Annotated in this window: 10 protein-coding genes, 1 tRNA gene and 1 other RNA gene; 3 read left to right on the top strand and 9 right to left on the bottom strand. The window is 75.1% G+C overall.

Going from position 1 to position 11,712, the window contains the following annotated elements; translation table 11 throughout:
* Positions 1-3 precede the first annotated feature (3 nt).
* The 6 genes from ACZ2G1_RS08650 to ffs form a co-directional block, all read right to left on the bottom strand.
* Positions 4-381 (bottom strand): Rieske 2Fe-2S domain-containing protein, encoded by a 378-nt coding sequence (locus tag ACZ2G1_RS08650; RefSeq protein ID WP_017833880.1) that lies wholly within the window; start codon positions 379-381, stop codon positions 4-6.
* A complete protein-coding gene (locus ACZ2G1_RS08645; RefSeq protein WP_470377695.1) occupies positions 378-1,313 on the bottom strand; it encodes a 3-methyladenine DNA glycosylase in 936 nt (311 codons plus the stop codon). Before ACZ2G1_RS08645 ends, ACZ2G1_RS08650 begins: the two co-directional genes overlap by 4 nt.
* Before the next feature lie 46 nt (positions 1,314-1,359).
* A complete protein-coding gene (locus ACZ2G1_RS08640) occupies positions 1,360-2,646 on the bottom strand; it encodes an aspartate kinase (RefSeq protein ID WP_017833882.1) in 1,287 nt (428 codons plus the stop codon).
* Positions 2,647-2,742: 96 nt separating this feature from the next.
* Positions 2,743-3,339, bottom strand: coding sequence for a recombination mediator RecR (gene recR / locus ACZ2G1_RS08635; RefSeq protein ID WP_017833883.1), 597 nt, complete (start codon positions 3,337-3,339; stop codon positions 2,743-2,745).
* A gap of 91 nt (positions 3,340-3,430) precedes the next feature.
* Entirely contained in the window at positions 3,431-6,577 is a 3,147-nt protein-coding gene (locus tag ACZ2G1_RS08630) for a DNA polymerase III subunit gamma and tau (RefSeq protein WP_470377694.1), read from the bottom strand.
* Positions 6,578-6,652: 75 nt separating this feature from the next.
* An RNA gene (ffs, locus tag ACZ2G1_RS08625) (signal recognition particle sRNA small type) lies at positions 6,653-6,749 on the bottom strand.
* Positions 6,750-6,881: 132 nt separating this feature from the next.
* Here ffs and ACZ2G1_RS08620 point away from each other — a divergent pair.
* Positions 6,882-6,966, top strand: a tRNA-Ser gene (locus ACZ2G1_RS08620).
* A 140-nt stretch (positions 6,967-7,106) separates the two neighbouring features.
* Here ACZ2G1_RS08620 and ACZ2G1_RS08615 read toward each other — a convergent pair.
* Entirely contained in the window at positions 7,107-7,886 is a 780-nt protein-coding gene (locus ACZ2G1_RS08615; RefSeq protein ID WP_470377693.1) for a hypothetical protein, read from the bottom strand.
* A 202-nt stretch (positions 7,887-8,088) separates the two neighbouring features.
* On the opposite strand from ACZ2G1_RS08615, the gene ACZ2G1_RS08610 reads away from it, so the two are divergent.
* Positions 8,089-9,435, top strand: coding sequence for a hypothetical protein (locus ACZ2G1_RS08610; RefSeq protein ID WP_109221743.1), 1,347 nt, complete (start codon positions 8,089-8,091; stop codon positions 9,433-9,435).
* A 68-nt stretch (positions 9,436-9,503) separates the two neighbouring features.
* Positions 9,504-9,854 (top strand): type II toxin-antitoxin system VapB family antitoxin, encoded by a 351-nt coding sequence (locus ACZ2G1_RS08605; RefSeq protein WP_017833886.1) that lies wholly within the window; start codon positions 9,504-9,506, stop codon positions 9,852-9,854.
* On the opposite strand, the gene ACZ2G1_RS08600 is transcribed toward ACZ2G1_RS08605, so the two are convergent.
* Both ACZ2G1_RS08600 and ACZ2G1_RS08595 read right to left on the bottom strand, forming a co-directional pair.
* A complete protein-coding gene (locus tag ACZ2G1_RS08600) occupies positions 9,838-10,506 on the bottom strand; it encodes a TetR/AcrR family transcriptional regulator (RefSeq protein WP_017833887.1) in 669 nt (222 codons plus the stop codon). The two genes, ACZ2G1_RS08605 and ACZ2G1_RS08600, sit on opposite strands and share 17 nt — an antisense overlap.
* Positions 10,507-10,712: 206 nt before the next feature.
* Positions 10,713-11,570, bottom strand: a complete 858-nt coding sequence (locus tag ACZ2G1_RS08595; RefSeq protein ID WP_017833888.1) for a hydroxymethylpyrimidine/phosphomethylpyrimidine kinase — start codon at positions 11,568-11,570, stop codon at positions 10,713-10,715.
* Positions 11,571-11,712: the final 142 nt, after the last annotated feature.

Below are 11,712 nucleotides of genomic sequence, written 5' to 3'. Positions count from 1 at the left end.
GCCTCAGCCGAAGCGGGCCACGACCCAGCCCTCGACCACGTCGACCGCCGCCGCCCGGAGGAGGTCCTTGGCGGGGTCCGGCGGTGCCTCCCGGCCGGCCGCCAGGGCCAGGCGGGACCCCACGAACCGCCCGTCGGCGGCGAAGACCCAGAAGTGGTTGGGGCACTCGAACGTCTCGGCGCGCCCGGCGGACTCCCGGCACACGGTGGCCTGCTGGTGCGTGCAGGTGTTGCGCAGCACGTGCAGCGCGCCCCCGGCGTCACGGGTGACGAGGACCGGCCCCGTGCTGGAGGGCGCCGTCACGAAGTCGAGCGGGCCCGGCACGGCGGAGACCGCCACGATCCGCTCCCAGCCGCCGGCGGGCTCCCCGGGCGCGCTCACGCCGCCGCCCCGTCGGTGGCGCGGGCCGGGTCGAGGACCTCGAGGGCAGCGCCGAGCCGGCGACGCAGCGGCCCGGCGCGCCGGGCGAACTCCCGCTGCCGGCGCACGTACTCGGCCTTGCCCTCCGGCGTCTCGATCCGCACGGGCTCGTAGCCCCAGCCGGAGAGGTCGTAGGGGGCGGCCCGCATGTCGGTCTCCCGCACGTCCCACGCCAGCTCGAAGCAGTCCATCAGCAGCTCGGAGGGGATCCCCGGGACGAGCTTGTACGCCCACTTGTAGAGGTCCATGGTGGCGTGCAGGCAGCCCGGCTGCTCCATCCGGCGCTGGGACTCCCGGGTGGGCCGCAGCTCGTTGAGCGGCACGGCCTGCGGCTGGAAGAACCGGAACGCGTCGAAGTGGGTGCACCGGATCCGGGCGGACTCCACCACGGCGTCCGTGCCCGCGGCCCCGAGCCGCAGCTCGAGCTGCTCGTGGCGGAGGTCGTTGTCCTCCGAGCGGTAGGCCATCGCCCACTCGTGCAGGCCGAAGCAGCCGAAGAAGCCCGGGTTGCCCGCGTGCGCGCCCAGCACCGCCCGGGCGAAGTCGATCGCGGGGGCCCGCCGGTCCCGGAGGGCGTCGTCGTCGACGGTCACGGCCCCGTCCCGGGCGCTGAGCCCCAGGGCCGTGAGCTCGGCGCCGGTGAGCGCGCGGTAGAACTTCTCCCCGGCGCGGTCCGCGGCGTCCAGCAGCACGGTGCCCGCCCCGGGGTGCCAGCGCTTCAGCTGCGCGGGCTTGAGGGTGTAGTAGGTGAACAGGAAGTCCTCGACCGGGTGCTTGTGCCCGCGGTGGCGGCGGGCCACGAACGGGTCCGCGCGGCGCGCCGCGCGCTGCTCGTGGGCGTGCGACCGCGGCGCCCACTCCGCGCGGGACAGGACGACGACGGGGCGGGTCACGGGACCCGCCCCGTCGTCGACGGACCGGTGGAGCGCGGCACGGGGATCAGCGGCCGGTCCCCGCGTGGACCGTGGCCTCCTCGTCGGAGTCCAGGCCGAAGGCGCTGTGCACCACGCGCACGGCCTCGTCGAGCCGGTCGGCGGCCGTGACCACCGAGATCCGGACCTCGGAGGTCGAGATCATGTCGATGTTGATGTTCGCGGCCGCGAGCGCCTCGAAGAACGTGAAGGTCACCCCGGGGTTCGACTTCATGCCGGCGCCCACGAGGGAGAGCTTGCCGACCTCGTCGTCGTACTCCAGGCCCGCGTAGCCGATCTTCTCCTCGGCGGCGCGCAGCAGGCTCATGGCCAGATCGCCCTGGGACTCGTCCACCGTGAAGGAGAGGTCCGTCAGCGGGTCGTCGCCGGTGGAGATGTTCTGCACGATCATGTCCACGTTGACCTTCGCCTCCGCGAGCAGCCGGAAGATCCGGGCGGCGATGCCGGGCTTGTCCGGCACTCCGACGACGGTGACCTTCGCCTGCGTGCGGTCGTGGGCGATGCCGGAGATGAGGGGCTGTTCCAACGGGATCTCCTTCGGGGAGGTGACGGCGTCTTCGGGGCCCGGGATGACCCAGGTGCCCTCGTTGTGGGAGAAGGACGAGCGGACGTGCAGCTTCACGCCGAAGCGGCGGGCGTACTCGACGCAGCGCAGGTGCAGGATCTTCGCGCCGTTCGCGGCGAGCTCGAGCATCTCCTCGCTGCTGACCACGTCCAGCTTGCGGGCCCTGGGCGCGATGCGGGGGTCGGCGGTGAACACGCCGTCGACGTCGGAGTAGATCTCGCAGACGTCGGCGTCGAGGGCCGCGGCCAGCGCCACGGCCGTGGTGTCCGAGCCGCCGCGGCCCAGGGTGGTGATGTCCTTGGTCTGGCGGTGCACGCCCTGGAACCCGGCGATGATCGCGATGTTGCCCTGGTCCAGGGACTCGCGCACGCGCAGCGGATTGACCTCCACGAGGAGGGCGGCGCCGTGCGCGCCGTCGGTGACCATCCCCGCCTGCGACCCGGTGAAGGACTGGGCGGGAGCGCCCATCCCGGACACCGCCATGGCCAGCAGCGCCATGGAGATCCGCTCGCCGGCGGTGAGCAGCATGTCGAGCTCGCGGGCCGGGGGCTTGCGGGTGACCTCGTGGGCGAGGTCCAGGAGCTCGTCCGTGGTGTCGCCCATCGCGGAGACGACGACGACGACGTCGTGGCCCCTGTTGCGCGTCTCGACGATCCGCCGTGCAACGCGGCGGATGCCGTCGGCGTCCGCGACGGAGGATCCACCGAACTTCTGCACGATCAGGCTCATGGGTTCAACTCCTGTGCTCGAGGGCGGCCGGCGGTCGGGGCCGGGCCGTGCGCCCGCTCCCCGCGGCAGGGCACCAGGACATCCTACGCGAGTGCGTCAGGCGACGACCGTCCGGCCCTCGAACGCGCGGCCGAGGGTCACCTCGTCGGCGTACTCGAGATCGCCGCCCACGGGCAGCCCGGAGGCCAGGCGGGTCACGCGGATCCCGAGGGTCTTGAGCATGCGGGAGAGGTAGGTGGCGGTGGCCTCGCCCTCCAGGTTCGGGTCGGTGGCGAGCACGACCTCCTGCACGGTGTCGCCGGAGAGCCGCGTCATGAGCTCCCGGATGCGCAGCTGGTCGGGGCCGATGCCCTGGATGGGGCTGATCGCCCCGCCCAGGACGTGGTACCGGCCGCGGAAGCTGCGGGTGCGCTCGATGGCCATGACGTCCTTCGACTCCTCGACCACGCAGATGACGCTGTCGTCCCGGCGGGCGTCGCGGCAGATGGCGCACTCGTCCAGCTCGGACACGTTCCCGCAGATCCGGCAGAACTTCACCTTGTCCTTGACCGCCGTCATGGCGTCGGCCAGCCGCCGGACGTCCTCCTTGTCGGCGTCGAGGAGGTGGAACGCGATCCGCTGCGCGGACTTCGGCCCGACGCCGGGCAACCGGCCCAGCTCGTCGATCAGATCCTGAACAGCGCCTTCGTACACGTTTCCCTCGATTTCCGGGCCGGTGCACGGCCCTCCTGATCGTCCTCGGCCACGACGTTACCGGGGTGCCGGTGCGCGGGGCGGTCCCGGCTCACTCCCCGGTGTGGAGGTCCCGCTCCTCGATCAGCATCCCCCCGAGGATCCGCTCGATCGCGGCGCGGCCGTAGAGGGTGGAGTCCTCGAGCGCCTCGTCGTCCGAGCTGGGCACGAAGGAGTCGTCCCATTCTACGCCGCTGTCCTGCGGGGCCGCGGCGGAGGCGGGTGCCTTGCGCCCCGCGGCGATGGCCGCGGCGTGGCGCTCCCGGAAGCTCAGCCGTGCGTTCCGGTCGGCGCCGGCCGGTGCCGCCGACGGGGCGTCCTGCTGCGGGGCGGCCGGGGCCGCTGGGGCCGCTGGGGCCGCCGGGTTCGCCGTCGGAGCCGGGGCAGAGGCGCCCGTCGCGGTCCGGGGATCCTCCGGGCGGGCGGCCGGGTGGGCGGTGGGGGGCGTGGCGCTGCCGGTCGACCGGTTGCCGGGTCCGCCCCCGGAACGGGGAGCGGACGCAGGGCTCTGCCGTGCGGGGGCCGCGGGCCGCCACTGCTCCGGGGGCGCCGCGTCCAGGTCGTCGGGGTAGGGGGGATCGTCCGGGTACGGGGGCTCCTCGGGCGGCGGGACGTCGTCGTCCGACGGGGGGACGCCCCGGTCCCGTGCCCCCGGGGCCTCGCCGGGGAAGGCGGGGCCCGGGCGCCCGGTCCGACCGGGGTCGGACGGTGCTCCGGGCTGCGTCCCGGGCTGCGTCCCGGGCTGCGGTGCCGGCCGGTCGGCGGGCTGGGCGCCGGCGGGGTCCTCCGCCGTCCGGGCCGGTCCCGGCGGCCGGGCCTCGGGCTGCGCCGGAGCCCGGGGTGCGGGTGCGGCCGGGGGCCCGGCAGGGGCCGCGGCCGGGGCGCCGCCCTGGGGAATGGCGGCCACGGACCAGCTGTGCACGGGCTCCTGGGCCCAGGCGGGGTCGGTCCACTCCGCCGGCGCGTCCGTGGCGGGTCGGCCGTGGGCGTCCCAGGGGTCCTGGCCGCCGCCGTCCCCGTCCGGGGACGGCGCGCCCGCGGGCGGCTCCGGCGCGGAGTCCGTCGCGGTGCCCGGTGCGCCGTCCGGGGGCGTGCTCGCGGCCCGGGGCGGGGTCGGCTGTTGCTCCCGGCCGCGCGGTGCGCCCGGCCGGTCCTGGGCCGGGGGTCGCCGGTCCTGGCCGCCCCGGGACCGGTCCTCGGGGGCGCGCCGTTCGGGGCGCTCCCCGTCGGTCCCGGGCCCCGGTTCGGCCGGGCGCCCGGGCGGGCGCGTCGACGGCTCCGGGCCGCGCGGGGCTCCGCCGCCGCCACCGCCCCGGCCGTGCCCGCCGCCGCCCGGCGGGACGGCCTCCGCACGGCAGTCGATGCCGAGGATCTGCTGGACCGCCTGCCGCAGGTCGTCCTCGAAGCGCGGGAAGTTCATGAGGTCGCCCTCGGCGTCGAACATGATGCGCAGCACCTTGCCGTCGAAGGACTGCGGGGTGCCGCGCTGGACCGTGAACCACGCGACGCGGCGGATGTCCGCGAGGGCGTTGACGATCTCCGGCCAGGAGGCCCGCAGCAGGTCGATCTCGTTGCCGCTCTGCTCGCCCGCCCGGGGCGTGTCCTGGCGGGGCGCCTGCGCCGCGGCGTCCTGCCGCGGCGCGTCAGGACGCTCCGCTGCGGCGGGCGCCTCCCGTCCGGTGGGCCGCTCCGGTCCGCTGTCCTCCCGGGCGGACGGGCGCTCGGGAGCCGCCGCGGCGTGCCCGGGGTCCTGTCCAAAGCCCTGTCCAGCGCCCTGGGCGGTCCGCTCGCGCGGATCCGTCCCCCGCGGGACCGCCGGGACCGCCTGCTGCGCGTCCCCGCCGGGCGCGGGCGGTGCCGGTCGCTCCGGCGCCGGGGCAGACTGCGAGTCGGGCTGCGAGTGGCTCCGGCCCCCGGGCGGGGCGCCCGGACCCGCCGGCGCGGTCGGCGCGGAGGATGAGGCCGCGGGGGAGGGCGCGGGGGAGGGCGCGGGGGCGTCGGCGGTCTCGTCCGGACCGGCCGCGGCGGCGCCCCGCCCGATGCTCAGGCGCCGTTCCAGCCGGTCGACGCGGGCCGTGACGCCGCGCGTGGTGTCCTCCGAGGACGGCAGGAGGATGCGCGCGCACAGCAGCTCGAGGTGCAGCTGGGGCGAGGTGGCCCCCGTCATCTCGGTGAGGGCCGTGTTCGTGATGTCGGCGGCGCGGGAGAGCTCCGCCGCCCCGAGCTGGGACGCCTGGTTGCGCAGCCGGGCGATCTGGTCCTGGGGCATGCCGTGCAGGATGTTGCCCGCGGACTCCGGGACCGCGTTGACGATGATGAGGTCCCGGAACCGCTCGAGCAGGTCCTCCACGAAGCGGCGCGGGTCCTGCCCCGTCTGCACCACCCGGTCCACCGCGCGGAACACCGTGGCGCCGTCCCCCGACGCGAAGGCGTCGACCACGTCGTCGAGCAGGGCGCCGTGCGTGTAGCCCAGCAGGGCCACGGCGAGGTCGTAGCCGATGCCCTGCTCGTCGGAGCCGGCCATGAGCTGGTCGAGCACGGAGAGGGTGTCGCGGACGGATCCGGCGCCCGCGCGGACCACGAGGGAGAGCACCCCCGGGGCCACCTGCACGTGCTCCTCGGCGCAGAGCTGCTCCAGGTAGTGCATGAGCGGCTCGGTGGGGACCAGCCGGAAGGGGTAGTGGTGGGTGCGGGACCGGATGGTCGTGAGCACCTTGCTCGGCTCGGTGGTCGCGAAGATGAACTTGATGTGCTCCGGCGGCTCCTCGACGATCTTGAGCAGGGCGTTGAAGCCCTCGCGCGTGACCATGTGCGCCTCGTCGATGATGAAGATCTTGTACCGGTCCCGGACGGGCGCGAACGTGGCGCGCTCCCGCAGGTCGCGGGCGTGGTCCACGCCGCCGTGGCTGGCCGCGTCCATCTCGATCACGTCGAGGGAGCCGGCGCCGTCCCGGGCCAGGTCGCGGCAGCTGTCGCAGCGGCCGCACGGGGTGGCGGTGGGGCCCTCCGCGCAGTTGAGGCAGCGGGCCAGGATGCGGGCGGAGGTGGTCTTGCCGCAGCCGCGCGGGCCGGAGAAGAGGTAGGCGTGGCTGACCCTGTCCTTGCGCAGCGCCGTCATCAGCGGCTCGGTCACGTGCTCCTGACCGATGACGTCCTCGAAGGTCTCCGGGCGGTAGCGGCGGTACAGGGCGGTAGTCACAGATGACACCTTAGCGACGGAATCCGACAGGCGGGCCGGGCGGATCGGCGCTGGGGACGCGGGCCGCCGCGGGGACGAGAAGACCCCTCGCGCACCCGCCAGAGCCCATTTACCCTTGCTACCTTCCGGTCCTGGGGGAGTTCAACAGGATGACGCCACGCGAGGGGCTGTCGACAAGTCTAGCGGATGCGGCGGGCCGGGTCGAAACCCGGCCCCGGCGCCGTGGATTCGGCATTGCCCGGCGGTTCGGTTATGCTGGACCCCGCATGTTCCGGCACCGTCAGGCCGCCGGTCGTGCGTGCCTGGAGGATTCGCCTAGCGGCCTATGGCGCACGCCTGGAACGCGTGTTGGGTTCACGCCCTCGGGGGTTCAAATCCCCCATCCTCCGCACTTGCAGCAAGAGCCCCGTACCGGAGACGTTCATCCCGGTGCGGGGCTCTTTCTCGTTCCTCCGCCGGCTCGCGGCCCACCGGCCCGAGGGTCGCCGGCCCGCGGCTCCGGCCGCCGCGGCGCCCCGGCGGCCGCCCCTCAGTGCGGGCGGCGCGCGCGGGAGCCGCGGGCGACGACGACGCCGGCCGCCGCGGCGCCCAGTGCCGCGAGCCCACCGGCCCACCACGCGGTGGAGGAGTCCCCGGTCGCGTCCTGCGCGGGAACCCGGGTCACGGTTCCCACCGAGATGCGCGTGAGCGTCCCGGGCGTCACCTGCTGCTGCCCCGCCAGGACCTGTGCCCGCAGCGCGGCACCGTCCCGGACCAGCGCTCCGGAGCCGGGACGGTGGGCCGCGGCGGGGCCGGGCCCGACGAAGGAGGCGCGCTCCAGGGCGGAGAGCTCCCCCGGGTCCGGGTCCCGGTCCGGGTCCGAGCCGGGGTTCGAGTCCGCACCCGAGGGCGTGCCGGGGGCCGCCTCCGGGCGGGCATCCCCTGCGCGGTCACCTCCTGCACGGTCGTTCCCCGCGCCGCCGTCCTCTGCGCGGGCGTCTCCGGCACGGCCGTCCTCGGCGCGGACTCCGCCGGGCTCCGGTGCCGCGTGCCCCCCGGGAGCGGGGGAGGGGCGCGCGCCCGGCGCCGTGCCGCCGGGCTCCGGGGCGGGGGCGCCGCCGGGCTCGGGCGTGGTGTCGGGGGCCTCGGCGGGACCGGTTCCCGGTCGGGGGTCGGCCGGCTCGTCGTCGGACGGGGGCGCGGGGGACGGAACTCCGGCGGGGGAGTCTGCGCCCGGCGCGGGGGGCGGTGCGGTCTCGGCTGCGTGGGCCGCTCCCGGCACGGGGGCGAGCAGGAGCAGGGCGGCCAGCGCCAGGGGGCGAAGGGTCATGGGGGCGGTCTCTCCGGGGGGAAGCGGGCGGGACAGGAGCACACCGTAACTTTACGTCGTTCCGTCCCCTGCGTTCACTAATGCAATACCCTGCTGATGTGGCGGAACGGGCTGTTCCGCCGCACTCGCAGCTGCCCCCCGGCTGCGCGCCCCCCGTCCTCTCTCCCCCCAAGAGGTCCTCATGAAGCTGCCTTCATTCCCCATGCCCTCGACCGCTCTGCCCGCCGCTCTGCTGGCCGGCGCGATGCTCGCCGGGACGATGGCCGGCGCGGCCGCCCCGGCCCACGCCTCGACGACCAACACGGTCCACACCGCCGCCGGCATCTCCTCGCAGTACCACCTCTACGACGCCGGGGTGGACCGCTCGAAGACCGTGGGCGTGGTCTTCTACTTCGACGGCGACGGACAGTACTACGCCCAGCGCCCCACCACGTCGATGCTCAAGAGCATGGCCGCCCGGGCCGCGGCCCGGAACATGATCCTCGTGGTGCCGGTCGCCCCGGCCAACCGGTCCTGGACCTCCAACAGCGAGGCGGTCGGGGACTGGTTCCGCGCCCTGGCGGCCAAGGTCGTCGCCGAGCAGCGCGTCGACGCGACCCGCATCCACCTGGCCGGGTACTCCGGCGGCGCCGAGTTCATCTCCACCGAGGTGCTCTCCGACCGGGCCGGCTGGATCCGCGGCGGCGGGTCGACCCTCATCGGCGGCGGCGGCGTCTACAACGGCAGGCTCGAGAGCACTCCCGACGCCGCGCTCCGGGCCACGGACCCGACCTGGTACGTCGGCTCCCTCGACAGCTACGGCGCCACCCAGCCGTCCACCTGGTCCGCGCTGGAAGCGGCCGGCAAGGGCGCCGCCGCGTACCAGAAGGCCGGGTTCACGAAGGCCGACCGCGTGGTGATGCCCGGGCTGCACCACACCAACTACGACCTGGCCGACCTGGTCGGCGACGACGTCGACCGCCTCTACGCCGGAGCCGCCCCGAGGCCCGAGACCGTCGCGCCGACGGGCAACGACGTGGTCGACGGCTACCAGCTCACCGGTGCGATCGGGCGCACGTGGGCGGCGCTGGGCGGCACCGCGTGGGCCACCCCGGTCAGCGCGGAGTACGCCTCCGGGCACGGCTCCGTCTACCAGCGCTTCGCCGGCGCCGACGGACGGGACAAGGCCCTCTACTGGTCCGCGACCACCGGGACCCGGGTGGTCGACTACGGCGGGTCCATCGGCCGGAAGTTCGCGGCCGGCGGCTACGCGGGCAGCTACGGCCCGCCGCGGACCGACGAGCAGCGTGCCGCCGACGGCGGCGCATACCAGCTCTTCGACGCGTCCGGGAAGCGGACCAAGATCCTGTGGTCCGCGCGCACCGGCTCGAACGCGGTCAAGGAGTACGGGGCCATCGGCCGGAAGTGGGCGGCGCTGGGCCACGAGCGGGGCCTGGGCTATCCGACCACCGACGAGTACAGCACCCCGGGCGGCGCGGCCCAGAACTACACCGGTGGGCGGATCGAGTGGAACGCCACCACCCGGGCCGTCACCGTGACCCGCGGCTGACCCCGGGCAGGCGCCGGCCGGCGGGCCCCGCAGGTGCCTCCTGCGGGGCCCGCCCCTAGGATGAACGCATGATCTTCAAGGCCGTGGGCGACTCCCGCCCGTACCCGGACCACGGCCTCGTCACGCCGACCGACTGGTCCGGCATCGCGCCGCGGCAGGTCCGGCTGGACGAGCTGGTCACCACGAAGACCACCCTGGACCTGGCGACCCTGCTGGACGCGGACTCCACCTTCTACGGCGACCTCTTCCCGCACGTGGTGCGGTGGGGAGGCGACCTCTACCTGGAGGACGGGCTGCACCGGGCCCTGCGCACCGCGCTGCACCACCGCACCGTGCTGCACGCGCGCGTGCTGGAGCTCGCCCCGGCGCCGGGCACGCGGGCGGGGAGCGAGCGGGGCGCGGTCAGGACGCCGCGCTGAGGGGTGGCCGCTCGGACGCGAGCGGCACGGGGTGGCCCCCGGCGTCGAACTGCGCCCCCAGGCCCTGCTGGATGAAGCGGACGGTGGAGCGGATGTGCTGCTCCCGCGCCGCCCGGTCCTGGTCGGAGTTCTGGCCGCGGTCCGCCGCGGCGGTCAGGGACCCGTGGACCAGGGCGGCGAGCTCCGAGATGTCGCCCTCCGGCAGGTAGGCCCGGCCGATCGCGTCCCGCAGGATCGCGGCCAGCAGGCCCTGCAGCTCGCCCACGTGCTCGCCCAGCTTCTGGTAGTCCTCCGGGGAGAGGACGGTGCGCATGGTGGGGCCCGGGGGCAGGTGGCGCCGGGTGAGGTCCTCGATCTGGGCGCGGATGTAGACGGCGAGCCGGTCGACCGGGTTGGCGACGCCCTCGAGGTCGCGGCGCAGGTCGGTCATGAACCGCTCGGTCTCGTCCAGGGCGTAGGCCACGAGGAGCTCGCCCATGTCCGCGAAGTAGTTGTAGACCGCGGTGCGGCCCACGCCGGCGTTCTTGGCCACGTGCGTCATGGTCAGACCGGTGAGGCCCTGCTGGTAGAGCAGCTGGCCGAAGGAGTCGAGGATCGCTCGTTTGGTGTTCTCCCGCTGCGCGGCGTTGGTGGCCGCAGAAATACGAGGCATGATGACACCTTATCTGTCCGTGTCACCAAATTATGCACACTTTTCTGGGCCTTGGTGACGGTGTGTCTGACTATGACACCACCGTTTCCCGCGTTCGGACTCCTTCGCGCAGACAGTCTGGGGAAACGTCCAGGAAACCCCCAGCACGGGCGGGGTGAGGCACGGCGGGCCCGGGTGCCGATCCGGCGGCCGGGCCCGCCGCCCGCTCACCGTTCGGCGGCCGAGCCGCCCTGCCAGAGGGAGTCGAACGGGGCGCGCGAGGTGATCCGGCGCCGGATGCCGGCGGAGACGAAGGCCTTCGCGGTGCGGGCCGCCTCGAGGGGCGCGGCCCCCTTCGCCAGCTCCGCGGCGACCGCGGCGGCCAGCGTGCAGCCGGCCCCGGCCACCGGGACCTCGCCGACCTTGGGCTCGGAGAGCACCTCGAGGGTGGTCCCGTCGTAGAAGACGTCGACGGCGTCGGGGCCCGCGAGGCGGACCCCGCCCTTGGCGAGGACCACGGCGCCGGACGTCTCGTGGATCCGCCGGGCGGCCTCCTCGAGGTCCTCGACCGTGCTGATCTCGTCCATGCCGGCCAGGGAGAGGGACTCGAAGTGGTTCGGGGTCACGAACGTGGCCAGCGGCAGGATCTTCGCCTTCAGCGCCTCGTCCGTGTCCAGGGCCGCGCCGGGCTCCTGGCCCTTGCAGATGAGGACCGGGTCCAGGACGAGGTGACGCGGGGCCAGCGCGGTGAGCACCTCGGCGGTGGTGGCGATGGTCTCGGGGCTGCCCAGCATGCCGATCTTCACGGCGTCGAGCGCGTGGGCGGCCGTGATCGCCTCGAGCTGCTCGCGCAGGACGTCCTGCGGCACGGGGAACAGGCGGTGGCCCCAGTCGGCGGACGGGTCGAAGGACACGATGCAGGTCAGCGCGAGGGAGCCGAAGACCCCGAGCTCCTGGAAGGTCTTGAGGTCCGCCTGCGCGCCGGCGCCGCCGGTGGCCTCGGAGCCGGCGATCGTCAGGGCGACGGACGGCTGGTCGGCGGGGCCCGCCGCGGCGGGCGTGGGAACGGTGCTGGTGTCGGTCATGGGAGCCATTCTGCGCCCCCGCGCGGTGCCGGGGCCAACCGCCGGGGCTAGACTGTCGGACGGTCTCCGGCCGGCACGCGGTCCCCGCAGGGGCCCGCGGCGGCCGGAAAGGGGCTCCCGGGTGGCAGGCGGGCGCCCCGGG

The organism is Kocuria sp. KKT182 (assembly GCF_055635395.1).
This window is presented reverse-complemented; position numbering and strand designations above follow the sequence as displayed.